Annotated in this window: 22 protein-coding genes; 16 read left to right on the forward strand and 6 right to left on the reverse strand. The window is 74.9% G+C overall.

Going from position 1 to position 26482, the window contains the following annotated elements; genetic code table 11:
- Window positions 1-43: 43 nt before the first annotated feature.
- The 6 genes from ACY1JF_RS16645 to ACY1JF_RS16670 all read left to right on the forward strand — a co-directional run bounded on the left by ACY1JF_RS16645 (window position 44) and on the right by ACY1JF_RS16670 (window position 10565).
- Window positions 44-2923 carry a bifunctional acetate--CoA ligase family protein/GNAT family N-acetyltransferase gene (locus ACY1JF_RS16645; RefSeq protein WP_462705913.1) on the forward strand — a complete coding sequence of 960 codons (2880 nt, stop codon included), beginning with the start codon at window positions 44-46 and terminating at the stop codon, window positions 2921-2923.
- Between the two features lie 63 nt (window positions 2924-2986).
- Window positions 2987-3583: a DUF5998 family protein gene (locus ACY1JF_RS16650; protein ID WP_462705914.1), complete on the forward strand. Its 597-nt coding sequence runs from the start codon at window positions 2987-2989 to the stop codon at window positions 3581-3583.
- Entirely contained in the window at window positions 3583-4776 is a 1194-nt protein-coding gene (locus ACY1JF_RS16655) for an alkaline phosphatase family protein (RefSeq protein ID WP_462705915.1), read from the forward strand. The genes ACY1JF_RS16650 and ACY1JF_RS16655 overlap by 1 nt, the downstream gene beginning before the upstream one ends.
- A gap of 44 nt (window positions 4777-4820) precedes the next feature.
- Window positions 4821-5471: a thymidine kinase gene (locus tag ACY1JF_RS16660; protein ID WP_462705916.1), complete on the forward strand. Its 651-nt coding sequence runs from the start codon at window positions 4821-4823 to the stop codon at window positions 5469-5471.
- Window positions 5472-6102: 631 nt separating this feature from the next.
- Window positions 6103-9111: a DEAD/DEAH box helicase gene (locus ACY1JF_RS16665; RefSeq protein ID WP_462705978.1), complete on the forward strand. Its 3009-nt coding sequence runs from the start codon at window positions 6103-6105 to the stop codon at window positions 9109-9111.
- Window positions 9108-10565 carry an SWIM zinc finger family protein gene (locus ACY1JF_RS16670; protein WP_462705917.1) on the forward strand — a complete coding sequence of 486 codons (1458 nt, stop codon included), beginning with the start codon at window positions 9108-9110 and terminating at the stop codon, window positions 10563-10565. Before ACY1JF_RS16665 ends, ACY1JF_RS16670 begins: the two co-directional genes overlap by 4 nt.
- 502 nt (window positions 10566-11067) lie before the next feature.
- Here ACY1JF_RS16670 and ACY1JF_RS16675 read toward each other — a convergent pair.
- The gene (locus ACY1JF_RS16675) at window positions 11068-11847 is read right to left on the reverse strand and encodes a VOC family protein (protein WP_462705918.1); all 780 of its coding nucleotides are present in this window, start codon (window positions 11845-11847) and stop codon (window positions 11068-11070) included.
- Between the two features lie 258 nt (window positions 11848-12105).
- Between ACY1JF_RS16675 and ACY1JF_RS16680 the strand changes: the two genes are divergently transcribed.
- Window positions 12106-12957 carry a sulfurtransferase gene (locus tag ACY1JF_RS16680; RefSeq protein ID WP_462705919.1) on the forward strand — a complete coding sequence of 284 codons (852 nt, stop codon included), beginning with the start codon at window positions 12106-12108 and terminating at the stop codon, window positions 12955-12957.
- Window positions 12958-13065: 108 nt separating this feature from the next.
- Here the strand turns inward: ACY1JF_RS16680 and sepH are convergent, their stop codons facing one another.
- Entirely contained in the window at window positions 13066-14121 is a 1056-nt protein-coding gene (gene sepH / locus ACY1JF_RS16685; protein ID WP_462705920.1) for a septation protein SepH, read from the reverse strand.
- 471 nt (window positions 14122-14592) lie between these two features.
- On the opposite strand from sepH, the gene ACY1JF_RS16690 reads away from it, so the two are divergent.
- Entirely contained in the window at window positions 14593-15459 is an 867-nt protein-coding gene (locus ACY1JF_RS16690) for a hypothetical protein (protein ID WP_462705921.1), read from the forward strand.
- Here ACY1JF_RS16690 and ACY1JF_RS16695 read toward each other — a convergent pair.
- Window positions 15383-16708, reverse strand: a complete 1326-nt coding sequence (locus ACY1JF_RS16695) for a D-arabinono-1,4-lactone oxidase (RefSeq protein ID WP_462705922.1) — start codon at window positions 16706-16708, stop codon at window positions 15383-15385. The two genes, ACY1JF_RS16690 and ACY1JF_RS16695, sit on opposite strands and share 77 nt — an antisense overlap.
- Window positions 16662-17903: an MFS transporter gene (locus ACY1JF_RS16700; protein ID WP_462705923.1), complete on the reverse strand. Its 1242-nt coding sequence runs from the start codon at window positions 17901-17903 to the stop codon at window positions 16662-16664. The genes ACY1JF_RS16695 and ACY1JF_RS16700 overlap by 47 nt, the downstream gene beginning before the upstream one ends.
- A gap of 239 nt (window positions 17904-18142) precedes the next feature.
- On the opposite strand from ACY1JF_RS16700, the gene ACY1JF_RS16705 reads away from it, so the two are divergent.
- A complete protein-coding gene (locus ACY1JF_RS16705) occupies window positions 18143-19270 on the forward strand; it encodes a ferrochelatase (protein ID WP_462705924.1) in 1128 nt (375 codons plus the stop codon).
- A 29-nt stretch (window positions 19271-19299) separates the two neighbouring features.
- Complete coding sequence (locus ACY1JF_RS16710; protein WP_462705979.1) at window positions 19300-20115, forward strand: inositol monophosphatase family protein; 816 nt, start codon at window positions 19300-19302, stop codon at window positions 20113-20115.
- An 85-nt stretch (window positions 20116-20200) separates the two neighbouring features.
- On the opposite strand, the gene ACY1JF_RS16715 is transcribed toward ACY1JF_RS16710, so the two are convergent.
- Window positions 20201-20374, reverse strand: coding sequence for a hypothetical protein (locus ACY1JF_RS16715; protein WP_215172632.1), 174 nt, complete (start codon window positions 20372-20374; stop codon window positions 20201-20203).
- 596 nt (window positions 20375-20970) lie between these two features.
- On the opposite strand from ACY1JF_RS16715, the gene ACY1JF_RS16720 reads away from it, so the two are divergent.
- The 4 genes from ACY1JF_RS16720 to ACY1JF_RS16735 all read left to right on the forward strand — a co-directional run bounded on the left by ACY1JF_RS16720 (window position 20971) and on the right by ACY1JF_RS16735 (window position 24511).
- A complete protein-coding gene (locus ACY1JF_RS16720) occupies window positions 20971-21624 on the forward strand; it encodes a response regulator transcription factor (RefSeq protein ID WP_462705925.1) in 654 nt (217 codons plus the stop codon).
- A gap of 6 nt (window positions 21625-21630) precedes the next feature.
- Entirely contained in the window at window positions 21631-22860 is a 1230-nt protein-coding gene (locus tag ACY1JF_RS16725) for a sensor histidine kinase (RefSeq protein WP_462705926.1), read from the forward strand.
- 423 nt (window positions 22861-23283) lie between these two features.
- A complete protein-coding gene (locus ACY1JF_RS16730) occupies window positions 23284-23580 on the forward strand; it encodes a DUF4193 domain-containing protein (protein WP_003993510.1) in 297 nt (98 codons plus the stop codon).
- 13 nt (window positions 23581-23593) lie between these two features.
- The gene (locus tag ACY1JF_RS16735) at window positions 23594-24511 is read left to right on the forward strand and encodes a hypothetical protein (protein ID WP_462705927.1); all 918 of its coding nucleotides are present in this window, start codon (window positions 23594-23596) and stop codon (window positions 24509-24511) included.
- A 310-nt stretch (window positions 24512-24821) separates the two neighbouring features.
- Here the strand turns inward: ACY1JF_RS16735 and ACY1JF_RS16740 are convergent, their stop codons facing one another.
- Window positions 24822-25283, reverse strand: a complete 462-nt coding sequence (locus ACY1JF_RS16740) for a DUF3093 domain-containing protein (protein WP_462705928.1) — start codon at window positions 25281-25283, stop codon at window positions 24822-24824.
- Window positions 25284-25349: 66 nt separating this feature from the next.
- Between ACY1JF_RS16740 and ACY1JF_RS16745 the strand changes: the two genes are divergently transcribed.
- Window positions 25350-25934 carry a PaaI family thioesterase gene (locus ACY1JF_RS16745; RefSeq protein WP_462705929.1) on the forward strand — a complete coding sequence of 195 codons (585 nt, stop codon included), beginning with the start codon at window positions 25350-25352 and terminating at the stop codon, window positions 25932-25934.
- The gene (dut, locus tag ACY1JF_RS16750) at window positions 25931-26482 is read left to right on the forward strand and encodes a dUTP diphosphatase (RefSeq protein ID WP_462705930.1); all 552 of its coding nucleotides are present in this window, start codon (window positions 25931-25933) and stop codon (window positions 26480-26482) included. Before ACY1JF_RS16745 ends, dut begins: the two co-directional genes overlap by 4 nt.

A 26482-nucleotide genomic window follows, 5' to 3' on the forward strand; every position in this document is an offset into this window, starting at 1 on the left:
CGGCCCCGGGCCGCTGTCGTACCCGAGCCGTACGCTGGGCCCCATGCAGACCGCGTCGGACCGGCACGAGTACCCCGCCCACTGGGAGGCGGACGTGGTGCTGCGCGACGGCGGCACCGCCCGCGTGCGCCCCATCACCGCCGACGACGCCGAGCGCCTGGTCAGCTTCTACGAGCAGGTCTCGGACGAGTCCAAGTACTACCGCTTCTTCGCGCCCTACCCCCGGCTGTCCGCCAAGGACGTCCACCGCTTCACGCACCACGACTTCGTGGACCGGGTGGGACTCGCGGCCCTGGTGGGCGGCGAGTTCATCGCCACCGTACGCTACGACCGGATCGGCGCCGGCGGCACGCCCGCGCACGGGCCGGCCGACGAGGCGGAGGTCGCCTTCCTCGTCCAGGACGCCCACCAGGGACGCGGCGTGGCCTCCGCGCTCCTGGAGCACATCGCCGCGGTCGCGCGCGAGCGCGGCATCCGCCGCTTCGCCGCCGAGGTGCTCCCCGCCAACACCAAGATGATCAAGGTGTTCACGGACGCCGGGTACACCCAGAAGCGCAGCTTCGAGGACGGCGTCGTCCGCCTGGAGTTCGGCCTCGAACCCACCGACCGCTCGCTCGCCGTGCAGTACGCGCGCGAACAGCGCGCCGAGGGCCGTTCCGTCCGGCGGCTGCTCACCCCCGGCTCGGTCGCGGTCATCGGCGCCGGCCGCACCCCCGGCGGCGTGGGCCGCGGCATCCTCGGCAACATCAGGGACGCCGGTTTCACCGGCCGCCTGTACGCCGTGAACCGCGCCTTCGAGGAGGGGCGGACGGAGCTGGACGGAGTGCCGGCCCACCGCTCGGTGCGGGAGATCGAGGGGCCCGTGGACCTCGCGGTCGTCGCCGTCCCCGCCGAGCGGGTGCCGGAGGTCGTCACCGAGTGCGGCCGGCACGGCGTGCAGGGACTGGTCGTCGTCTCCGCCGGGTACGCCGAGAGCGGTCCCGAGGGCCGTGAGCGCCAGCGCGCCCTGGTGCGGCACGCGCGCGCGTACGGGATGCGGATCATCGGCCCCAACGCCTTCGGCGTCGTCAACACCTCACCCGAGGTCCGGCTCAACGCCTCCCTCGCCCCCGAGCTGCCGCGCCCCGGCCGGATCGGGCTGTTCGCCCAGTCGGGCGCCATCGGCATCGCCCTGCTCTCCCGGCTGCACCGGCGCGGCGGCGGGGTCACCGGCGTGACCGGCGTGTCGACCTTCGTCTCCGCAGGCAACCGGGCCGACGTCTCCGGCAACGACGTCATGCAGTACTGGTACGACGACCCCGACACCGACGTCGCCCTGATGTACCTGGAGTCCATCGGCAACCCGCGCAAGTTCACCCGCCTCGCGCGCCGCACGGCGGCGGTCAAGCCGCTGGTCGTGGTGGCGGGCGCCCGGCACGGCGGCGCGGCGCCGCGGGGCCACCCGGTACGGGCCACCCGGCTGCCGCACGCGACGGTCTCGGCCCTGCTGCGGCAGGCCGGCGTGATCCGCGTCGACACGATCACCGAGCTGGTCGACACGGGGCTGCTGCTGGCCCGGCAGCCGCTGCCCGCCGGACCGCGGGTGGCCATCCTGGGCAACTCGCAGTCGCTGGGCCTGCTCACCCACGACGCGTGCCTCTCCGAGGGGCTGCGCCCGCTGCCCCCGCTGGACCTGACCACGGCCGCGGCACCGGCGGACTTCCGGGCGGCGCTCGCCGAGGCGCTCGCCGACGACGCGTGCGACGCCGTGGTGGTGACCGCGATCCCGGCCTTCGGCGAGGGCGCGGCCGGCGACGCCGCCCTGGCGGAGGCCCTGCGTTCGGCCACCGTCGAGTCGCCCGCCAAGCCCGTCCTGGTGGTCCACGTGGAGCTGGGCGGCCTGGCACGGGCCCTGTCGGCGGCCACGAGCACGGCCCCGGCCCCCCGCCCGGCCCCGCCCCCGCCGGCCGGCCGGCCCCCCGCCCCGGCGGAGGAGCCCGCCGTCCCACCCGGGCGGCCCCCGGCCCACGTTCCCGCCGAGAGTCCCGCCCAGGGCCCCGCCGAGAGCCCCGCCGAGGGCACCCGCCTCATCCCCGCCTACCCCGCCGCCGAGCGCGCGGTCCGGGCCCTCGCCCAGGCCGTCACCTACGCCCGCTGGCGTCGCGACACCGCCGAGCCGGGCAAGGTGCCGGAGTACGAGGACGTGGACGAGAAGGGCGCCGCCGAGCTGATCCAGCGCCTCCTCGCGCGCGGCGAGGGGCTCACCCTCGGCGCCGAGGAGACCTGCGAACTGCTCGGCCGCTACGGCGTCCACGTCCACCGCGCCCTGCCCGCCCCCACCCCCGACGCCGCCGTCGCCGCCGCGCGCGGCCTGGGCCGGCCCGTCGCCCTGAAGGCCACCGCCCCCCATCTGCGCCACCGGGCCGACCTGGGCGGCGTACGCCTCGACCTGGCCGACGAGGAGCAGCTGCGACGCGCGTACGAGGAGCTGACCGAGCTGTTCGGGACCCCGGCCGAGCTGCGGCCCGTGGTGCAGGCCATGGCGCCGCGCGGCGTCGACACCGTCGTACGGGCCGTCATCGACCCGGCGGCCGGCGCCGTGCTCTCCTTCGGGCTCGCCGGAGCCGCCACCCAGCTGCTCGGCGACACGGCGCACCGGCTGATCCCGGTCACCGACCGGGACGCGGCATCGCTGATACGTTCGATACGTACCGCTCCGCTCCTCTTCGGCTGGCGCGGTTCCGACCCGGTCGACACCGCCGCCCTGGAGGAGCTGCTCCAGCGCGTCTCCCGCCTGGTCGACGACCATCCGGAGGTCGTCGCCGTCACCCTGGAGCCGGTGGTCGTCGCCCCGCGCGGTCTCAGCGTCCTGGGCGCCTCCGTGCGCCTGGCGCCGCCGCCCGCCCGGGACGACCTCGGTCCGCGCACGCTCCCGGCGTACTGAGCACGGCCCGCGGTGGTCCCGCGCGCCCACGACCGTGCCGGGCAGTCAGTGGGTCCCCGTAGGATGGACGGCATGGCCAAGACCAGTACGACGACCCAGGGGCTGCGTGCGGCGATCGAGCGCAGCGGCTACTACCCGGCCCTCGTGGCCGAGGCGGTGGAAGCCGCCGTGGGCGGCGAACCCGTCCGGTCGTACCTGGTCCACCAGGAGACCACGTTCGACCAGAACGAGGTGCGGCGGCACGTGACCGTGCTCGTCCTCACCGGCAACCGCTTCATCGTCAGCCACACCGACGAGCAGGCCGCCGACGACACCTCCCCGTCGCCCTACGCCACGACGTCCACGGAGTCCGTCAGGATCGGCCGGATCTCCTCCATCGTCGTCAGCCGGGTGGTCGCCGACCCCGAGCAGTACAAGCCGGGCACCCTGCCCCGCGAGATCGTGCTGACCATCGGCTGGGGCGCCGTCGCCCGCATCGACCTGGAGCCCGCCGCCTGCGGCGATCCCAACTGCGAGGCCGACCACGGCTACACGGGCAGCTCCACCGCCGACGACCTCAGCCTCAGGGTCAGCGAGGCCGGGGACGGCCCGGAGACCGTGCGGCAGGCCCTCGCCTTCGCCCAGGCCCTCTCCGAGGCGACCGCGGACAGCGCGCGCTGATGCACCGGTCCACCGCCTGGGACGTCCATCCCGAACCCCTCCCGGTCGCCTCCGCCCCCGTCCCCGCGTACGGCAGCGGCTCGCTCGCCGACCTGCTGCCCACGCTCGCCGCCGGCATGGGCGTCCCCGGCATGAGCGCCTCGATCGGGGAGCTGGCCCCCGCCGACCGGAACTGCGTCTTCCTGATCGACGGCCTCGGCTGGGAGCAGCTGCGCGCGCACCCCGAGTACGCGCCCTTCCTGACCTCGCTCCTGGGCAGCTCACGCGGTGGCACCGGGCGCCCGGTCACCGCCGGTTTCCCGGCGACCACCGCGACCTCCCTCGCCTCCGTCGGCACCGGCCTGCCCCCCGGCGTCCACGGCCTGCCCGGCTACACGGTGCGCGACCCGGCCACCGGCGAGCTGATGAACCAGCTCCGCTGGCAGCCCTGGACCGACCCGCACGTCTGGCAGCCCCGGCCCACCGTCTTCCAGCTCGCCCACGACGCGGGCGTGCACGCCGTGCAGGTCTCCGCCCCCGCCTTCCAGCACACCCCGCTGACCAAGATCGCGCTCAGCGGCGGCACCTTCCTGGGACGCGAGTCCGGCGAGGACCGCATGGACCTGGCCGCCGAGCGGCTGGCCGCCGCCGACCGCGCCCTCGTCTACACGTACTACTCCGAGGTCGACGGCGCCGGCCACCGCTTCGGCGTCGACTCCGACACCTGGCGCGGCCGGCTCTCCCACGTCGACCGGCTCGTCCAGCGCCTGGCCGAGCAGCTCCCGCCGCGCACCGCCCTCTACGTCACCGCCGACCACGGCATGGTCGACGTCCCCTTCGACGAGGAGCACCGCGTCGACTTCGACGCCGACTGGGAGCTGCGGGCCGGCGTCGCCCTCCTCGGCGGCGAGGGCCGCGCCCGCCACGTCTACGCCGTACCGGGCGCCCATGACGACGTCCTCGCCTGCTGGCGCGAGGTGCTCGGCGAGCAGTTCTGGGTGGCCTCGCGCGACGAGGCGGTCGAGGCGGGCTGGTTCGGCCCGCACGTGGAGCAGCGGGTGTACGACCGCATCGGCGACGTCCTCGCCGCCGCCCGGGACGACGTCCTGCTCATCGCCTCCGAGCGGGAGCCGAACGAGTCGGCGATGGTCGGCAACCACGGCTCGATGACCCCCGCCGAGCAGTTCGTCCCCCTCCTCGAAGTACGCTCCTGAACCGCCCCCTGTCGAAAAACCCGCCGAAAGGTGCCCGTCCCACCATGCCCGAGCTGGTCTTCTTCTCCGGAACGATGGACTGCGGGAAGTCGACCCTGGCTCTCCAGATGGAGCACAACCGCGCCGCGCGCGGCCTGGTCGGCATGATCTTCACGCGGGACGACCGCGCGGGCGAGGGCAAGCTCTCCTCACGGCTCGGTCTGGTCACCGACGCGGTGGAGGTCGAGGACGGCACCGACCTGTACGCGTACCTCGTCGGCCACCTCTCCCAGGGCGGCCGGGCGGACTACGTGATCGCGGACGAGGCCCAGTTCCTGGCGCCCGACCAGATCGACCAGCTCGCGCGCGTCGTCGACGACCTCGACCTGGACGTCTACGCCTTCGGCATCACCACCGACTTCCGCTCCAAGCTGTTCCCCGGCTCCCAGCGCCTGGTCGAACTCGCCGACCGGGTCGAGGTCCTCCAGGTCGAGGCCCTGTGCTGGTGCGGGGCCCGCGCCACGCACAACGCCCGTACGGTGGGCGGCGTCATGGTCGTCGAGGGTGCCCAGGTGGTCGTCGGCGACGTCGACCAGCCCCTGGACGAGGTCGGCTACGAGGTGCTCTGCCGCCGCCACCACCGCCGCCGCATGACCAGCGCCACGGCACGGGCGGCGGCGCTGTCGCCGGACGTGCTGCCGGTGGCTTCCACCTGAGGAGCGCCGGCCGGCGGGAGGGCGTGCTCCGCCGTCCGGCCGGTCCGGGACAGGGACTTGGACGGACATCCGAACCGTGTCAAGAGAGCGTCGCCCGTTCCGTAGGATTCCTGGAGCCGGGCCGGCACCCGGGGGAGGCGAGCCACGGGCCGCCGGACCCGGGGCGCGGGAAAGCGCAGACACGGGCGGAGGAGCGGGAGTGGCCACGATCTACCGGGTGGTGACCGTGGACGACGAGGACGGCCGCGAACTCGCCGCACAGTACTTCGACGAAGCCGGCCGGCTGATCCCGCCTCCGGCCGCCCTGCGGGAGGCGGGCGGCCCCGGACCGGTCCGCGGGGCCGCGGCCGGGGGACCGCCGCACCGGTGCGTGCCGGACCCGCGGAGCGGCGGTGTCTCCGCGCCGGGCGACGGCCGTGGAGCGACGGCCGGTGCCGGGCGGGCGAGGCCGGCCCAGGCGGACGAGAGGCGGGCGAGGCCGGCCCAGGTGAGCGACGGACGGGCGCGACCGGCCCAGGTGGGCGACGGACGGGCGCGGCCGGGGGCCGGGACCCTCGCCGACGAGGACTGGACGGCGCTGTTCGGCTGCCGGGCGGTGTTCCTGCCGGGTGATCCGGCACGGAGCGGACGGATGGCGTTCCACACGGGCGGCTCCTGTGGTCTTTCCGGCGGTCTTCCGGCGGAGGCGGTCGGGGAACTGGAGGTGGTGGTCCCGCACGGGCGAGGCGCCCGCCGCCGTACGGTCCCGGCCGTGGTACGGCCGCTGTCGGAGGTGCTGCCACGGCTGCTGGGGGAGCGCGCGGAGGCCGCGGCGGACAGTGCGGGGCGACGGCTCGGAAGGACCTCGGCGGTGTGGCGGCACGCTGCCCTGTACGCCCTGCACATGGCGGGGCGCGGACTGCTGCTGCCGGGCGTGAGCGAGGAGGGGCACGACGCGTGGCGGCTCGGGCCCTACGCCCCGCAGGACGCAGCCTGGGTACGGGCGCTGGCGGAGGCGATGCCGCCGGCCGCGTACGGAGTGCCGGCGGAACCCCGTGCTCCGCGGGGAAGGCGGACGCGACGGGGACCGGTGCTGCTGCCCGATCCGTACCTGCGGCTGCGGGACTTCCTCGACGCCGTCGCCGACCTCCTGCCGCGCACGCCGGCCGCCGTGGCGGCGGCCGGGACGCGGGCCTTCGCCGCCACCGAGCCGCAGCGGGTCCCCGAGTTGCGGGGGTGGGCGGCGCGGGTGGCGGACGGACGCGACACCGGGGTACGGGTCTCGCTGCGCGTGGAACTCACCGACGGCCCGGGGCGCGCTGAAGACGAGTGGGACGGCGAAGACGAGTGGGACGAGGAGCGGGACGGCGCACCGGGGCCGTCCCCGTCGCCCGGTGCGCCGGCCGCCGAAGCCTCGAACCACCACGACACACCCGACACACCCGACACACCCGACATGCTCACCGTGCGTGCCGTGCTGCAACTGCACTCCCTGGCCGACCCGCTGCTGATCGCGGACGCCGCCGAGGCGTGGCGCGGCGACGCCGAGGGCTTCGGGCGGGCCGCCCGGGACCAGGCGCTCAGGCGACTGCGGTGCGCGGCCCCGGCCTGGCCGCCTCTGACGAGGCTCCTGGAACAGCCCGTGCCGGACGAACTCGACCTGAGCGACGAGGAGTTCCTCGGCCTGCTGAGCGGTGACGCGGTGCTCGCCCTGCAGCAGGCCGGGGTGGCGGTGCACCTGCCCCGCGACCTGGTGCGGGACCTGACCGCGTACGCCGTCGTGGAACCGGCGGACGCCGCCGACCGGGATCGGGACGAGGAGATCCCCTCCCTCTTCTCCGGTGAACAACTGCTGGACTTCCGCTGGAAGTTCGCCGTCGGCGACCGCACGCTCACCCAGGCCGAACTCGACCGCCTGACCCACGCCCGGCGCCCCCTGGTCCGGCTGCGGGACCAGTGGGTGGTGGTGGACGCGGCGCTGGTCGCCCGGGCCCGCCGTGCCACCCGCCGCCTGGGCGCCCTGGAGGCGCTGAGCGCCGCGCTGACCGGGAGCGTGGAGGACCCCGACGGCGCGCTGGTGCCCGTCCGGGCCGACGGCTGGCTGCGTTCCCTGCGGGACCGGCTCACCGCTACCGAACGGGCGTCCGAGGATGAACTCGCCGTACCCGAAGCCCTGTCGGCGACCCTGCGCGACTACCAGCGCCGCGGGCTCGCCTGGCTGGACCGGACGACCCGGCTGGGCCTGGGCGCCTGTCTCGCCGACGACATGGGCCTCGGCAAGACGATCACCGTGATCGCCCTCCATCTGCGGCGGCAGGCGGACCCGGCCACCACCGGCCCGGCCCTGGTGGTCTGCCCGGCCTCGCTGCTCGGCAACTGGGGCCGGGAGATCAGCAGATTCGCCCCGGACACGCCCTGGCGGCGCCACCACGGACCGGGCCGCGACCTCGACGGCATCGAGCCGGGCGAGATCGTGCTCACCACGTACGACACCATGCGCCGCGACGTGACCGAACTGACCGCCGCCGGGCCCTGGGGGCTGATCGTCGCCGACGAGGCGCAGCACGTGAAGAACCCGGCCGCCGCCACCGCGAAGGCCCTGCGCGCCCTGCCGGGAGCGGCCCGCGTCGCGCTGTCCGGGACCCCGGTCGAGAACGACCTCACCGAACTGTGGGCCCTGCTGGACTGGACCACCCCCGGGCTGCTCGGCCCGCTGAGGACGTTCCGGGAACGCTACGCCCGAGCCGCCGAACGCGCCGCCCGCGCGGCCGAACCCGACGGCGCCGACGGCACCGGCCCGCGGAGCGGCCCCGACGCCGCCGCCGAACGGCTGTCCCGGCTGGTCAGGCCGTTCGTGCTGCGCCGCCGCAAGTCCGACCCGGGCATCGCCCCGGAGCTGCCGCCGAAGACCGAGACCGACCAGCGGGTGCTGCTCACCCGCGAACAGACCGTCCTGTACGAGGCCCAGGTCCGGGAGTCCCTCACCGCGATCCGCGAGGCCAGGGGCATCGCCCGGCGCGGGCTCGTCCTCAAACTGCTCACCGCGCTCAAACAGATCTGCAACCATCCCGCCCAGTACCTGAAGGAGCCCGAAGGCACCGCCCGGCTGGCCGGCCGCAGCGGCAAACTGGAACTGCTCGACGAACTCCTCGACGTGATCCTGGCCGAGGACGAGTCGGTCCTGCTGTTCACCCAGTACACACGGATGGCCGGGCTCCTGCGCGGCCACCTGTCCGCGCGTGGTGTCCCCGTCCTCTACCTGCACGGCCGGGTCCCGGTGCGGCGCCGCGAGGAGATGGTGGACGACTTCCAGCGCGGGGCGGCGCCGGTCTTCCTGCTGTCCCTCAAGGCGGCCGGCACCGGCCTCAACCTCACCCGGGCCGGTCACGTCGTCCACTACGACCGGTGGTGGAACCCGGCGGTCGAGGACCAGGCCACCGACCGGGCGTACCGGATCGGGCAGACCCGGCCGGTGCAGGTGCACCGCATGATCAGCGAGGGCACGGTGGAGGACCGCATCGACCGGCTCCTGGCGAGCAAGCGCGCGCTGGCCGACGCGGTGCTCGGCGGCGGAGGCGAAGCCGCCCTCACCGACCTCACCGACGCCGAACTCGCGGACCTGGTCAGCCTGCACACCACCACCGGGCGGGGCAGCCGATGAAGAACAGCCGCCGCACCCGGCCGGCCCGGACCGTGTCCCTCACCCTGCCCGCACCCGGCCCGCTGACCGGACGGGGCAGCCGGGACATCGCCACCGGCCCCTGGGGCGGCCTGTGGATCTCCCGGATGGAGGACCCGGACACCCCCGTCCGCCACTCCTACGACTACGGCGGTGGACGCGACGACCGGCTCTCCCGTGCCCGCGCGCTCGCCCGCCGGGGAGCCGTCGGCGATCTCACGGTCCGGCCGGGGCTGATCTCCGCGAAGGTGCGCGGCAGCCGCCCCACCCCGTACCGGTGCGAGATCCACGTGCCCGAACTGCCGGCGGCGGACTGGGACCTGCTCGTCGACGAATGGGCCGCCGACGCCGAGCGGGTGATCGCCGAACTCGCCGGTGACCGGATCGGCCCGCACTGCCGGGACGCCGCGTTCCGCGCGGGGGTGGATCTGGTCCCCGAGCCGGGCGGATTCACGTACTTCTGCTCCTGCCCGGACTGGGGCGACCCCTGCAAGCACGCGGCGGCCCTCGGGTACCTCTGCGCCCGCTGTCTCGACGACCGGGGTGAGGCCCTGCTCGTCCTGCACGGGCGGAACCTGGCCGACGCCTGCGCGGCGGTGGCCGCCCGCCGCGACGAGACCGCGCGGGCGGAGTGGGAACAAGCGGCCGAGGAAGCCCGTGCGGACGCCGGGGCCGCGCGCGGCCGGGGCGTCCCGGCGGCCGGGGCGTTCGCCCGGGAGGCGGCCCGCGGCGCGGTGGCGGAGCTGCCCCCGCTCCCCGCACCGGCACCGCACCACGGGGAACCGGCCGCCTTCCCGGAGAGCAGCGCGGTGGGCGAGTCGGTGGACCCGGCGGTCCTGCACATGCTCGCCCGTGACACGGCCCGCCGGGCCGCCGACGCCTACCGCCACCTCCATCCCGTCCCGGCCGCCTTTGGCACGGGCCACGGGAGCACGGACGGCGTGCGCCCCGACGACGCGGTCGGGCCGGCCGGCCCGGGGGACCGACCGGACACCCTCCTGTGGCTGGACGCCGCCCTCTGGCACGACACCGTACGCCGCGCGGCGCACGACGCGGAAGGAGAGCCGCACCTCCTCGGACGGCTGCTGAACAGCTCGGACCAGGCACGCACCCGACTCGCCCGGGCGAGCGCCGCCTGGCGCCACGGCGGTCCGCCCGCCCTCTCCGCCCTGGACGCCGCGCACCCGCCCGACCCGGACAGCGAGCGCGCCGCCCGCGAGCAGCTGGCCGAGGTGCGCGTCAGGGGCCGCGGCACCCCTCTCCGCCTCCAGCGGACCCGGGGCCGGCTCCGCCTGGTCGGCGAGGACGTGGAACTGCGCTGGGGCACCGACGCCCGCTGGTACCCGTACGTCAAGCACCACGGCCAGTGGCAGGCGGCGGGCCCGCCCTCACCGGACGCCGCCGAGGCACTGCGGGGGGCCGTCCCGCTGGAGTAGGGGCCGGGCCCCCGGGCGCACCGCGCCCCGAACGGGACCGGGGCGGGGACCGGCGGCCGTCACGTGCGGGGCACCGGCCCGCGGGCCGTCGTCCGGGCCGGCCGCCGGCTCGGACCCGGCCGGAACGCCCGCGAGTCCGTCCGCGCCCGCCTGCGCGGCACCGTCACGCGCCGGCCGCCCCGCGACGACCACCGGCCGGACAGCGGAAGGAGACCGCCGGCCCGGTCCACCACCCGATGGAGCGCTCCGCCGGGGAGGGGTCCGGGAACGGGTGTTCCTCGTCGCCCCCCCCCGCCCTCGTACGACGCCGGTGCCGAGGGGAGCGGTCACCATCTGGTCCCCGGGGCGCGGCTCGCGGTCCGCCGGCGACGGCGACCGCGCCCGGCGGGCCGGACAGGGCCGTCGGGACCGAGTAGGCGTGAAGCGGCGACCGGACGGCCGGCGACCAGGGTTGTCGATCTCCGGGATCCCGCCCGGACACCGGACGGGGCCCCGCGCGCCCTCACGGACCCTCCAGCAGCGCGAACCGCGCCCCCTCCCGGTCCGCCGCCACCGCCACCCGCCCCCGCGCCCCCTCCGCGACCGGCTCCAGCACCCGCCCGCCCAGGCCGGCCACCCGCGCCACCGCGGCCTCCACGTCGGCCGTCGCGAAGTACGTCACCCAGTGCGGTCCCCGCTCCCGGGGCAGGGCGTCGCCCATGCCGCGGAGGCCGGCGACGGGACGGCCGCCGGCGTGCAGGACCACCTGGTCGACGCCGGCCGCGGACACCGCCTCGGGCACGTGGCCGAACACGGTGCCGTAGAACCCGGCGACGCCCGCCGACCCGTAGGTGACCAGCTCGTGCCAAGCGGGTGCGCCCGGTATGCCGGTGACGGCCGTGCCGAGGTGGGCCGCGGCCTGCCGGACGCCGAAGACGGCGCCGGCCGGGTCGGAGGCGATCAGTATCCGCCCGGCCTCGGCCGCGTCCAGCGGCCCCACGGCGACCGTGCCGCCGCACGACCGGACGGCGCCGGCCGTCCGGTCCGCGTCGTCGGAGGCCAGGTACGGCGTCCAGGCGACGGGCAGGTGCCGGTCCGGGGGGAGCCGTCCGACGCCGGCCACTTCCCGTCCGTCGAGCAGGGCCCGCACGTGGGGGCCGGCCCGCCGGGGGCCGGGGTGGAACTCCCAGCCGAACAGCGCCCCGTAGAACTCCCGGGCGGCGTCCAGGCCGTGCGCCGTCAGGCTCACCCAGCACGGTGTGCCGGGCGGGCGCCGGGCGGCCCGGTCGCGTGACTCGGTCATCGCCGCTCTTCTCTCGGCCCCTCGCGGTGGCCGGTCGCTTCCGCACCGGGGACTGAGGACCCCAGGGCCGTACGGCGCCGCGCCGACGCCGAGCGCGCCGGCCCTCTCCGCGCTGTCCGTGTCCGCACGCCGGCTGACGGATGCCGGTCGTCCGTACCGCTCGCGCCCGATCCCGCGCGCCCCGTGACCGGTACCGCCCGGCGGGCAGGTTAGCCGGGCATCGACGTGCCGGCCAGACGGTGCGTCAGGATGGTGGCCATGAACGCCATAATCTCCGCGTCCGACCTCGCGAACGACCTCGCGAGCGCCGACCCGCCGGTCCTGCTCGACGTCCGCTGGCAGCTCAGCGCGGCCAGGGCGGCCGGTGAGCCACCGTTCGACGGCCGGGCCGAGTACGCGGCCGGTCACCTCCCCGGCGCCGTCTACGTCGACCTGGACCGGGAACTCGCCGCCCCGCCCGGGCCGGGCGGCCGGCACCCGCTGCCCGACCTCGCGGAGTTCGGCGCCGCGATGCGCCGGGCGGGCGTGTCGGCCCGGCGGCCGGTCGTCGCCTACGACGGCGGGCAGGGCTGGGCGGCGGCCCGCGCCTGGTGGCTGCTGCGCTGGACCGGCCACCCGGACGCACGGGTCCTGGACGGCGGACTGCCGGCCTGGCGGGGGCCGCTGGTGACCGATGTGCCGACGCCCGCGCCCGGCGACTTCGAGCCGGCCCCGGCCGCCACCGGCCTGCTCGACGCGGACGGCGCCGCCGGACTGGCCCGCACCGGGCTGCTGCTGGACGCCCGGGCGGGGGAGCGCTACCGGGGCGAGACCGAGCCGATCGACCCGGTCGGCGGGCACATCCCGGGCGCGGTGTCGGCCCCGACGGCCGAGAACGTCACGGCGGACGGGCGGCTGCGGCCCGCCGGGGAACTCCGCGCCCGCTTCGAGGAACTGGGCGCCACCGGGGACACCGAGGTCGGCGTGTACTGCGGCTCGGGCGTCTCCGCCGCCCACGAGGTGCTCGCCCTGGCGGTGGCGGGCATTCCGGCCGCGCTGTACGTGGGGTCGTGGTCGCAGTGGTCGGGGGACCCGGAACGGCCGGTCGCCGTGGGACCGGACCCGCGCTGAAGGAGGTGGGCGAGGGTCCGGTCCCACGGCGACCGGTCCCGCGCTGAGGAGGGTGGGCGAGGGCCGCCCTCCTCGGGAGCGGCCCTCGCCGAAGACGCCTCGGGGCGCCTACTCCTGCTTCTTGCGCCGCGTGCCGAACACGATCTCGTCCCAGCTGGGGACCGCCGCCCGGCGCCCGGGCCGGACGCCGTCGGCCTCGGCCTGCCGGTCGGTGGAGCCGACCAGCCGCTCGCGGTGGCTGCTCACCGAACGCGGCATGAGCACATCGGCGTACGCGGACCCCGCGCCGGCCGACGCGGCGGGGGCCGGGGGCTCCTCGGCCTCCGGTTCCTCGGCCGGCTCCTCCACGGGCTCGGGCGCGGCGGCCGGACGCTCGGGCACGACCAGGTCGCCCCGGAAGCTCGGCACCGCCTCGAGGAGGCTGGTCAGCGAGTCCCGCTCGCCCGCGCCCTCCTCGGCGACGGGCTCGGACGGCTGCGCCGGCAGGATCGGCCGCTCGCGCTCCCGGTCGCCGGGCCGGTCCAGCGGCCGGTCGCGCGGCAGCCGGGCGATGCGCGGCACGAACGGGAAGCTGGGCTCGGGCGCGGCGAGGTCGTCGGACTCGCCGATCAGCGCGCGCGCCTCGTCGTCGACGGCCTGGACGAGCCGCCGGGGCGGGTCGTACGTCCAGCTCGCCGAGTGCGGTTCGCCCGCGACCAGGTAGACCAGCAGCACTTCCCAGGTGCCGTCGTCGCGGCGCCAGGAGTCCCACTGGACGGTGTCCTTGTCGGCGCCGCGCAGCGGCAGCCGCTCCTGGACGGCTTCGCCGAGCGGCGGACCGGAGTTCTCGCCGGGGCGGCGTACGGGGGTCTTGCGGGCCCGCTCGGCCATGAAGGCGCGCTCGGCGAGGACGGGGCCCTCGAAGCGGCGCACCCGGTCGACGGGGATGCCGGCCATCTGGGCGACCTCTTCCGCGGTCGCGCCGGCTCGTATGCGCGCCTGGATGTCGCGGGGGCGGAGGTGGCTCTCCACCTCGATCTCGATCTGGCCGAGGCGGGGCCGGTCGCCGCGTACGGCGGCACGGAGACGCTCGTCGATCGGAAGCGTGTACTCCGTCGCGTCGGCAGCCTTCAGCACCAGCCGTGTGCCGTCATTCGAGACGGCCACGACACGCAGTTCGGGCATGGGGACCTCCCGGGTGGTGCCTGCCGACGTCACGTGCGTCGCTGCTTCCGCTCTGTCGAGTGTGGCCTGCCCGGGTGCAGCCTGCCACAACCTTGCCGAGTTGCCCGGCGTGTCGGGCGAGTGCCCTGGACCGCCGTTATGGCACGGTTACCTGTTCGCAACGCTAAGTGACCACTTTAGTCACCCAGTGCAACTAGCCCCCTCCCGGCGGTCCTCGCGGGTCCTGAACTCCCTGACGGGAGACCGGACCCAGGGCTCGCCACAGTACTCCATTCGGGCCACGCGCGTGGATCGACGCGCCGCCCGACTTCCACCGGGAAGGGCCGCCCGGCCCCTTCCGGCCCGGTACCTGGACCTTTCAGGTGGCGTACTTCACGCAATCACCAGAAACGGAACTAAAGGTTTCGCCCGTACGTCCCCTTCTCGTGCGGTTGTCGGCTCACGTTCGGGAAAGACAGGCAAGGTCCGGTGATGCGGGAAAAGTCCGTTGACGACGTCACGGAGAACGGTGCGGAGGGCGAGCGGGACGGGGAGGGCCGGCGGATCGACCTGAGCGTGCCCCAGGTCGCGGGCAGCGCCCTGGCGGCCGTGGTGGCCGCCAAGCTCGCCGCCTCCTTCGGGGTGTACGGCACGATCCTCGGTGCCGGTGTGGTCAGCGCCGTCGCGACCTGCGGCGGCACGCTCTTCCAGCACTTCTTCCGGCGCACCGGTGAGCAGCTGAGGGTCCGGCGCACCGCCGGGCAGCCCCGGACGGCCGCGGGGGCCGGTCCGCCCCTCCCCGGGGAGTTCGGCGAGGCCACGGTCTACCGGGCGCGGGTCGGGAACCGGCGGCGGCCGGTGATCGCCGCGGCCCTCGTCTTCGGTGTCGCCATGGGCGGCATCACGGCCTACGAGCTGGTCACCGGCCAGAACCTGAGCGGCGGCGGCAGCACGACGGTGAGCGACGCGCTCTCCGGCCACAGCGGCTCCTCCTCGGACTCCGGGGACTCGGGCGACTCCGACGGGGCGGGGGACGAGGACGGCTCCACCCCCTCGCCCGACCCGGCGGAGTCCGCCGGCTCCGGTCCGGGCGGCACCCCGGCGGCCACCCCGTCCGGCTCGGCGGACGCGACCGGCGACGGCGCGTCCTCGTCCGGCGACGACTCCGCGCAGGACGGCGGTACGGCGTCCTCCCCGGCGCCCGCGCCGAGCGCCACCGACGGCGGCGGGCAGGACGGCACCGGCACCGGCGGCACCGCCGCCCAGGACCCCACCGCGTCGGCTACGGCCCCAGAATCCTCCGCAAGTGGTCGTTCCGGAACCGGCGGTCAGGGTCAAGACGGTCCCGCAACGCCGTGAACTCACCGAAGCGCGGATACACCCGGGAGAAGTACTCCGCGTCCCGGGTGTGCAGCTTGCCCCAGTGCGGCCGGCCCTCGTGCGCGACGAAGATGCGCTCGGCGGCGGTGAAGTACGGCCGGTAGGGCGTGCCGCGGAACATGTGGACGGCGATGTAGGCGCTGTCCCGGCCGGAGGCGGTGGAGAGCGTGATGTCGTCGGCCGGGGCGGTGCGCACCTCCACCGGGAAGCTGATCCGCAGCCGGGAGCGGTCCACCATCGCCTTCAGCTCGCGCAGCGCCTCGACCACGGCCGCGCGCGGAACGGCGTACTCCATCTCCACGAAGCGCACCCGGCGCGGTGAGGTGAAGACCTTGTAGGGGATGTCCGTGTACGTGCGCGCGGCCAGGGCCCTGCTGGAGATCCGAGCGATCACCGGGACCGTGGCGGGCACGGCGCGGCCGACCTGGTTGACGACCCGGAAGAGGCCGTTGGAGAGGAACTCGTCCTGGTAGAAGCCCCGCAGCCGTCCCACCGGGCGTTCCGGTCCCGCGCTGCGGTTGTTGCGCTTGGTGTTGGTGTTCCCGGTGTGCGGGAACCAGTTGAACTCGAAGTGCTCGTTCTCCGCCCACAGTTCGTCGAACCGGGACAGCGTCTGGTCCAGCGGCATCGGCTCCTCGCGGGCGGTGAGCAGGAAGAGCGGTTCCACGGCGAAGGTGAGGGCGGTGACGACGCCCAGCGCGCCGAGGCCGATGCGGGCGGCCGCGAAGACCTCCGGGTTCCGGTCCGGGGAGCAGGTGAGGACGGAGCCGTCGGCGGTGACCAGTTCCAGGGCGCGGAGCTGGGCGGCGATCGAGGCGGATGCGCGGCCCGTGCCGTGGGTGCCGGTGGAGGTCGCCCCGGAGACGGTCTGCTCCATGATGTCGCCCATGTTGGTCAGCGACAGGCCCTCGCGCGCGAGGGCGAGGTTGAGCCGCCTGAGCGGTGTGCCGGCCTCCACCGTGACGGTCATCGCCTCCCGGTCGATGTGGCGGATGCCGGTCAGCAGGTCGGGACGTATCAGCAGTCCGTCGGTGGCCGCTATGGACGTGAACGAGTGCCCGGTGCCCACGGCCTTGACCGGCAGCCCGTCCTCGGCGGCCCGGTACACCGCCTCGGCCAGTTCCTCGGCCGAGGCGGGGGTGACCACCCGCGCGGGGCGGGCGGAGACGGTGCCGCCCCAGTTACGCCAGATGCCGTTCCCGCCGCTCGCGCTCGCTGTGCTGTTCAACGATGCCTCCCCGATCCGCGGCCGGCCGCTTGAGCCGGCGGAACCCGAGGAAACCGACCGTCAGCGCGACGGCACCGGCCACCGCCGGAACCCCGTACCCGGCACCGGCCCCCGCCGCGTCGATCACCCAGCCGCCCGCGGCGGAGCCGAGCGCGACGCCGACCGCGAGGCCGGTGCTCACCCAGGTCATGCCCTCGGTGAGCTGTGCGCGTGGTACGTGCTCTTCGATGAGGGACATCGTCGTGATCATCGTCGGAGCGATGGACAGGCCCGCCACGAACAGCGCCACGGCCAGAGACGGCAGGTTTCCGACCAGTAGGGGTGGGATCATACTCACGGCCATCGCGCAGACGCCCAGCAGCCAGCGGCGCGCGGGCGGCCCCGCGAAGCGCAGCAGCCCGAACACCGCGCCGGCCACGCAGGACCCGGCCGCGTAGACGGCGAGGACCAGGCTGGCGGCGGCCTTGTGCCCCTGCTCCTCGGCGAAGGCCACGGTGACCACGTCGACCGACCCGAAGACCGCGCCGGTGGCCACGAAGGTGCCGACGAAGACCTGGAGCCCCTTGGAGCGCAGCGCGCTGCCGCCGCCCCGGTCACGCGGGTGCGGCTCGGGCTCGGTGGCGCGCTGCGCGGTCAGCCAGAAGACGCCGACCGCCAGGAAGCAGGCGGCCAGCAGCGGCCCCGCCTCCGGGAACCAGGCCGTGGACAGGCCGATGGAGATGATCGGACCGAAGATGAAGCAGACCTCGTCGACCACGGACTCGAAGCTGTACGCGGTGTGCAGCCGGGGCGTGCCCCGGTACAGGGCCGCCCAGCGGGCCCGGACCATCGCGCCGAGACTGGGCACACAGCCGACGCCGGCGCAGCACACGAACAGCACCCAGTCCGGCCACCGCAGGTGCGCGGCGAGCAGCAGCCCGGCCGCGGCGGCCAGCGAGACCAAGGTGGCGGGCCGCAGCACCCGCCGCTGCCCGTACTGGTCCACCAGTCGCGACACCTGGGGGCCGCACACGGCGGCGGCCAGCGCGATGGTGGCGGAGAGCGCCCCGGCCAGCCCGTACCGCCCGGTGAGCTGCGACACCATGGTCACCACGCCGATGCCCATCATCGACAGCGGCATCCGGCCGAGGAAGCCCGCGGCGGAGAAGCCCTTGGAGCCGGGGGCGGCGAACAGGGCGCGGTAGGGGCTGGGCAACGGGGTCTCCGGGGAACGGCTCGGTGAACGGGGTCGGTCAGCGGCGGGTCAGCGGGGCGCGAGCGGGTGCGGGTGAGTGGGGTGCGGCGCGAGTGGGGTGCGAGCAGCCTCAGTAAGGCCCGAACACAGTCGATACAGCTTACTCGGAGGCTGGTGCGGGTGCACCCGTCCGGACCAGCCGGTACCGGGAACACCCCCGCCGTGGCCCCGCTGTCAGTGAGGGGTGGCAGGATCGAGACATGCCAGACGTGCTCGATGCCACCCCCTACGACGCCCTCCTCCTGCTCTCCTTCGGCGGCCCCGAAGGACCCGACGACGTCGTCCCGTTCCTGGAGAACGTGACGCGTGGCCGCGGCATCCCCAAGGAACGCCTGAAGGAGGTGGGCCGGCACTACTTCCTCTTCGGCGGGGTCAGCCCGATCAACGACCAGAACCGTGCCCTGCTGGACGCCCTGCGCAAGGACTTCGCCGAGCACGGCCTGGACCTGCCGGTCTACTGGGGCAACCGCAACTGGGCCCCCTACCTGACGGACACCCTGCGCGAGATGGTCCGTGACGGCCGCCGCCGCGTCCTGGTCCTCGCCACCAGCGCCTACGCCTCCTACTCGGGCTGCCGCCAGTACCGCGAGAACCTCGCCGACTCCCTGGCCGTCCTCCAGGAGGAGGGCCTGGAGCTGCCGAAGATCGACAAGCTGCGGCACTACTTCAACCACCCGGGCTTCGTCGAGCCGATGGTCGACGGGCTGGTGCGGGCGCTGGAGGACCTTCCCGAGGAGGTCCGCGACGGCGCCCACATCGCCTTCACCACCCACTCCATCCCCGACTCCGCCGCCGACACCTCCGGCCCGGTGGAGGGGCACGGCGACGGCGGCGCCTACGTCCGCCAGCACCTGGACGTGGCCCGGGTGATCGCCGACGCGGTCCGCGAGCGCACCGGCGTCGACCGGCCCTGGCAGCTCGTCTACCAGTCCCGCTCCGGCGCCCCGCACATCCCGTGGCTGGAGCCCGACATCTGCGACCACCTGGAGGAGCGGCACGCGGCCGGCGTCCCGGCCGTCGTGATGGCCCCCATCGGCTTCGTCTCCGACCACATGGAGGTCCTCTACGACCTCGACACGGAGGCCACGGCCAAGGCCGAGGAGCTGGGGCTGCCGGTGCGCCGCTCGGCCACCGTCGGAGACGACCCGCGGTTCGCCGCCGCGATCCGGGACATGATCCTGGAGCGCGCCGCCGTCGAGCAGGGGCGGAGCGTCACACCGTGCGCCCTGGGCGCGCTGGGCGCCAGTCACAACCTCTGCCCGGTGGGCTGCTGCCCGGCCCGCGCCCCCCGTCCCGCCGCCGCGGGCGCCGACAGCCCCTACGCGTGAGGAAGGCCGTGACCAGCCCTGTGACCGACGTGACCGACCCCCTGCACGCCGAGCTGCTGGAGATCGCCCGGCAGGCCGCCCGCCGCGCGGGCGACCTGCTGCGGGACGGGCGCCCCGCCGACCTCGCCGTCGCCGCCACCAAGTCCAGCCCGATCGACGTGGTCACCGAGATGGACATCGCGGCGGAGAAGCTGATCACCACGCTGATCGCCGACCGCCGCCCGGACGACGGCTTCCTCGGCGAGGAGGGCGCCTCCGTCCAGGGCACCAGCGGCGTCCGGTGGGTGATCGACCCGCTCGACGGCACGGTGAACTACCTCTACGGGCTGCCGACCTGGTCCGTCTCCATCGCCGCCGAGCAGGACGGTGAGACGGTCGCCGGGGTGGTCGCGGCGCCGATGCGCGGCGAGACGTACCACGCGATACGCGGCGGCGGGGCCTGGGCGACCGGCTCCTGGGACGGCGAGCGCCGGCTCTCCTGCCGGCCCGCGCCGCCGCTGGACCAGGCCCTGGTCTCCACCGGGTTCAACTACGTCGCCGAGGTCCGCGCCCACCAGGCCGAGGTCGCCCGGCGGCTGATCCCGCGGCTGCGGGACATCCGGCGCGGCGGCTCGGCCGCGATCGACCTGTGCGACCTGGCCGCGGGCCGCCTCGACGGGTACTACGAGCGCGGTCTGCACCCCTGGGACCGCGCCGCCGGCGACCTCATCGCCCGGGAGGCGGGCGCGCTGACCGGCGGACGCCCCGGGGAGCGCCCGACGGACGACCTGACGGTCGCCGCCACCCCTGGTGTCTTCGAGCCGCTCCAGCGGCTCCTGGAGGAGCTCGGCGCCTGGCACGACTGAGGCCGGTCGTCCGCCCCGACGCGGACACCGCACCTCCGGCGCTGGATTCGCCGGGGGTGCGGTGTCATGCGGGAGGGCGGGACGGTCAGCCGCTGGTCGCGGTGACCTCCACGCCGTGCTCGGCGGCGAGGCGGCGGAGATCGTCCAGCTCGCCGAGTTCCACCTCGACGAGGAAGTCGTCCCCCTCGTCACGAGCCCGCGACAGGTCGGACTCGGTCGCCTTTATGCGCTGCAGAAGTCCTGTGGTGAAAGCGTCCATGCTGCGCCCCCTCGTCCTGGGTCGTGGGTCGTCGGCACGGGGGTGTGCCGTTCGGAAGGGACGATCACGTCTGCGACAGGTGCCCGGAGCCGCGTGGCCGGGCGGCGACGGTGCCGGACACCCGCGCCCGCCCTGCGGCGAACGGTCGTCGCGCACCGCTGGTCGTGCGGTACGGGCAGAGAGTGATCGCGGGGTGTAAAGCCGTCCTCCCCCCGCTCCCTTCCGCGGAAACCTCGCCCCCCGAGAAAATCTCGCCTTCCCCGGCGAACCGCTCGCTCCACGCCCCGGTCCACCGGCCACCGCGCCCTGGCCCACTGGACACCGCGCGTCGCCCGCCGGACACCGCGCCCCTCCTGCCGGGCACCGTCTCCCATCCCGCCGGGCACCATGCCCCCATCCCGCCGGGCACCATGCCCCCATCCCGCCGGGCACCGTCTCCCGGCCCGCCGGTCCTCCCGGGCCCGGACGAGCCCCGCCCCCGCCTTACAGCCGACTTATGGCCGAAAAGGGCAGGATGGAGGTCAACACACCCACCGGACCCCCGCCCGCGTGCGCCCGCCAGGCGCCGCCGGGCGGACACAGGAAGGACAAGCGACGTGCGCGTACTCGTCGTCGAGGACGAGCAGCTGCTCGCCGATGCGGTGGCCACCGGACTGCGCCGGGAGGCCATGGCCGTCGACGTCGTGTACGACGGTGCGGCCGCCCTCGAACGCATCGGCGTCAACGACTACGACGTGGTCGTCCTCGACCGCGACCTCCCCCTCGTCCACGGCGACGACGTCTGCCGCAAGATCGTCGAGCTGGGCATGCCCACGCGCGTGCTGATGCTCACGGCCTCCGGTGACGTCAGCGACCGGGTCGCGGGGCTGGAGATCGGCGCCGACGACTACCTGCCCAAGCCCTTCGCGTTCAGCGAGCTGATCGCCCGCGTGCGCGCCCTCGGACGGCGCACCAGTGTGCCCCTCCCGCCGGTCCTGGAGCGCGCCGGCATCAAGCTCGACCCCAACCGCCGCGAGGTCTTCCGCGACGGCAAGGAAGTGCAGCTCGCGCCCAAGGAGTTCGCCGTCCTGGAGGTGCTCATGCGCAGCGAGGGCGCGGTCGTCTCCGCGGAGCAGCTCCTGGAGAAGGCCTGGGACGAGAACACCGACCCGTTCACCAACGTCGTCCGGGTGACCGTGATGACCCTGCGCCGCAAGCTCGGCGAGCCCCCGGTGATCGTCACCGTGCCCGGCTCCGGCTACCGGATCTGATCGCCCGTGGCCACGTCCCCCGCACCCCCGCAGGCACCCCCGAAACCCACCTGGGACCCCCCGTCGACCGCTCCCTTCCCGTGGCTGCGCCCCACCATCCGGATAAGGCTCACGCTGCTGTACGGCGGCATGTTCCTGATCGCCGGCATCGTGCTGTTGTCGATCATCTACCTGCTGGCCGCCCAGGCGCTCAACGCGGGCAGCGATCTGCCGTTCAAGATCACCTCCGGCAGCATCATCAGCGACACCTGCAACCTGCCCACCAAGGCCTCGCCCGAGGTCGTCAACGCGGCGATGAACGACTGCGTCAACGAGCAGCGCCAGCACGCCCTGGACAGCCTGCTCAGCCGCTCGCTGCTGGCCCTGCTGGGCCTCGCGGTGATCGCCTTCGCGTTCGGCTACGCCATGGCCGGCCGCGTCCTGTCGCCGCTGGGCCGGATCACCCGCACGGCGCGCGCGGTGGCGGGCTCCGACCTGTCCCGCCGGATCGAGCTGGACGGCCCCGACGACGAGCTGAAGGAGCTGGCGGACACCTTCGACGAGATGCTGGAGCGCCTCCAGCGGGCGTTCACGGCCCAGCAGCGCTTCGTCGGCAACGCCTCGCACGAACTGCGCACCCCGCTGGCGATCAACCGCACGCTCCTGGAGGTGCACCTGTCGGACCCCGGCGCCCCGGTGGAGCTCCAGCAGCTCGGCAAGACCCTGCTCGCCACCAACGAGCGCAGCGAGCAGCTGGTCGAGGGGCTGCTGCTGCTCGCCCGCAGCGACAACCAGATCGTGGAGCGCAAGCCGGTCGACCTCGCCGAGGTCGCGACCCAGGCCGTCGACCAGACGCTCACCGAGGCCGAGGCCAAGGGCGTCGAGCTGCGCGGCCGGCGCGCGCCCGCCGTCGTCCAGGGCAACGGCGTCCTGCTGGAGCGCATCGCCCTGAACCTGGTGCAGAACGCCGTGCGGTACAACATCGCCGAGGGCGGCTGGGTCGAGGTCACCACCGAGGTGGAACACGGCCAGGCGGTCCTCGTGGTGACGAACACCGGCCCGGTGGTGCCGGCGTACGAGATCGACAACATCTTCGAGCCGTTCCGGCGGCTGCGCACGGAGCGGACCGGCAGCGACAAGGGGGTCGGCCTCGGGCTGTCCATCGTCCGTTCCGTGGCGCGGGCGCACGGCGGCCACATCTACGCCCAGCCGCGCGAGGGAGGTGGGCTCGTGATGAGGGTGACCCTGCCGGTCTGAGGCGGTGCGCCGATCTGAGATCATGACGCCGATCGCCGCTCCGAGGTCCGGGCTTGTTCGCTTTGCGCGGAATTCCCGGGCCGCGACCCCGGCGCTCTTCTGTGTGATCGATCACAGCGACGCTTTTCCCGCCGTCTACTCTCCGTGGCCGGAAACCCGGCCGTAAAGCCGGGAAAGTCCGGGTTTTCAAGGGTCTTGATCACGGGAAGTACACGGTGAGACGCCTTTGGCGTGAGGTATTCGGACCGTGTACGGTCCCCATCGCCATCCAAGCCGATCACTCGAGCGGAGTCCGGTTGGGTGTCGATTGAGTAACAGACCTTGATGTGAGGCAAAATCTCCGCCTCGGGTCGGGCACAAGTCCGGCCTCTCACGCGTTACGTGCGCTGGAGACACCGCAGACACCCAGAGGGGGAGAGCGACATGGCAACCGATTACGACACTCCACGCAAGACCGACGACGACGTCGACTCGGACAGTCTCGAAGAGCTGAAGGCCCGCCGGAACGACAAGTCGGCTTCCGCCGTGGACGTCGACGAGTTCGAGGCCGCCGAAGGCCTCGAACTTCCCGGAGCCGACCTCTCGAACGAGGAGCTGGCGGTCCGGGTACTGCCCAAGCAGCAGGACGAGTTCACTTGCATGAGCTGCTTCCTGGTGCACCACCGCAGCCAGCTGGCCCGGGAGAAGAACGGCCAGCCGATCTGCCGCGACTGCGACTGAGGCGGGGTCGGCCGTGACTGGCTCGACCCCTCCCTGGAAGCGCCGCTTCTCCAAGCGGGGAGCGGACCAAGGGCCGTCCGACGGCCCCCACCGCGCGCGTGACGACGAGCGGGGCCCGGCCCTCCCGGGGACGGCCCCGCTCGAACCGGCTGCCGACCGGACTGACCTCCCGGTGCCGGTACCGACCGAGGTGCCCGCTGCCCGACGCCGGGCGGCGGTGCTCCGGCAGAAGGCGACGGCGGGCGCCCGCAAGGGCGGCGACCGCGCCAGGGCGGCCCTGGCGCACCTCGCCGACCGCGTCATCGAGATCGCCCCGCGGGTCCCCGTACGGGACCTGGCGACGCTCCGCCGGCAGTTCCCCGGCCTCGGGCCCGAGGAACTGGCCGACCGGCTGGTGGCCGGTGCCACCAAGGCCACGGCGACCGTCGGCGCGGGCGTCGGCGCGGCGGCGATGCTGCCCGTGCCGCCCGCCATGCCCACCGAGCTGGCCGCCGAGGTGACCGGTGTCGCGGCCATCGAGCTGAAGCTGATCGCCGAACTCCACGAGGTCTACGGCGTACGCCCGCCCGGCGGCCTCACCCAGCGCAGCACCGCGTATCTGAACGCCTGGTCCGACGAGCGCGGCATCGACGTCACCAAGCCGTCGACGTTCGGCACGGCCGTGAACGGCCACCTGAAGCGCCAGCTGCGCCAGCAGATCATGAAGCGGATGGTGCGCAACCTGCCCAATCTGATGCCGTTCATGGTCGGAGCCGCCGTCGGCGCGGTCATGAACCGCCGCGACACCCACAAGCTCGCCGCCCGCGTCCGGGCCGACCTGCGCAGGAACCAGGTGCCCTGGGAGGAACTGCCCGCCCTGCCGCCCCTGGAGACTCCGCGGGACGCGCTGGAGCTGGATGTCCGGGAGCGGGGCGAGGAGGAGGACCGCTGACGCGAGGGCCGGGACCGGCGTCGCGGGAAGGCCGCCGGCCGGACGGCCCGGGAGCGGCGTCGCGGAAGAGGGCCGCCGGCTGAGGACCGCTGACGCGAGGGCCGGGAGCGGCGTCACCGGCGGGCCGCCGACCGCGCGGGCCGGGACCGGCGTGACGGGGGAAAGGGCCGCCGGTCAGGTACGCCCGGGAGCGGCGCGACGGGCGAGGCCGCCGACCGCACGGGCCGGCAGCGGCGCGACCAGATGGCCGCCGCGGCGACCGGGAGGGCAGCGGCGCGGCGGGAAGGGCGAGGCCCCGGGAAGCCGCTGGCTACGCGGCGGCCTTCGCCGCCGCCAGCGCCTCGGCCAGCCGCTCGGGCTCGCGGGTCGACAGGTACAGGTACGGCGTCGGGTCGTCGGGGTCGGTGACCTCCACGCGCAGCGCCGTCGGGATGTAGGCGCGCAGCAGCAGGAAGGCGCGGGTGTCGGCCTTGTACGTGCGCCAGGCACGGGCCTCCTCCGCGTCCATCACCGTCGCCTCGCCCAGCGCCGTGACCGGGATCCTCGCCTCGCCCGCGATCAGCGAGCCGCCCACGACCCGGATGCGGACCGAGCCGTACGAACTGGCGACGACCGCCGCCGCGGCCGTGCCGCAGGCCAGGCCGCCGAGGATCGGGAGGGTGCCGAAGGGCACCAGGACGACGGCGATCGCGAGACCCACCAGGAAGCACAGCAGCCACGCGGAGCGGGGCGTGGTGAGGCGTTCTTCATACGGGGCGGCGGAGAGCTGCATGGAGCCAAGCTTGGCACGGGTTCGCGGCGGATCCGCAGCCAGGTCGGACAGGTAAGGTCTGCGCCTGTGAGTGGTACTTCCCCGGCCCTTCAGCCCCCCGCTGACGCGGTGGAACCCGTACGGCACCCCGACGCGCCCGCCCCCGGCGAGCTGCTCGGCGCCCACTACGGGCAGTGCTTCGGCTGCGGCGGCGACCAGCCCCACGGACTGCACCTGGCGGCGCGGGCCGGCGAGGGCGTGACGATCACCGCCGAGTTCACCGTCCAGCCCGCCCACCAGGGCGCCCCCGGCCTCGCGCACGGCGGGGTGCTGGCCAGCGCCCTGGACGAGACGCTGGGCTCGCTCGGCTGGCTGCTGCGCACGATCGCGGTGACCGGGCGGCTGGAGACCGACTTCCTGCTGCCCGTGCCGGTCGGCGCCACCCTGCACCTGGCGGCCGAGGTGACCGCGGTGGCCGGCCGCAAGATCTACTCCACCGCCACCGGCCGGATCGGCGGCCCCGACGGCCCCGTCGCGGTCCGCGCGGAGGCCCTCTTCATCGAGGTCAAGGTCGAGCACTTCACCGACCACGGCCGGCCGGAGGAGATCCGGGCCGCGCTGGACGACCCGGACCAGGTGCGCCGGGCCCGCGCCTTCGAGGTGAACCCGTGAGCCGCGCCCCGCTGGAGGTCCTGCTCCGGCGCGTCGATCCGGACGTACCGCTTCCGACGTACGCGCACCCCGGGGACGCGGGCGCGGATCTGCGGACCACCGTCGCGTGCGCACTGGCGCCCGGCGAGCGGGCCGTCCTGCCCACGGGGGTGTCGGTCGCCCTGCCGGAGGGGTACGCGGCCTTCGTGCACCCCCGTTCCGGCCTCGCGGCCCGCTGCGGTGTCGCCCTCGTGAATGCCCCGGGGACGATTGATGCCGGGTACCGTGGGGAGATCAAGGTGATCGTGGTGAATCTCGACCCGCGCGAGGCCGTGCGGTTCGAGCGCTTCGACCGGATTGCCCAACTGGTCGTCCAGCAGATCGAGAGGGTCCGCTTCCGCCAGGTCGCGGAACTTCCCGATGCGGCACGGGCCGAGGGGGGCTTCGGGTCCACCGGCGGACACGCCGGCGCGGACCCGGCAAGCGGCACAAGCGGTCGGGCCGTCGAAGGCGGTCCGACGGGTGGGAATCGATACGCTTCGGTCGTATCCGACCGGGAAGGACAGTGA

This window comes from Streptomyces sp. SYSU D01066-1, from assembly GCF_054956795.1.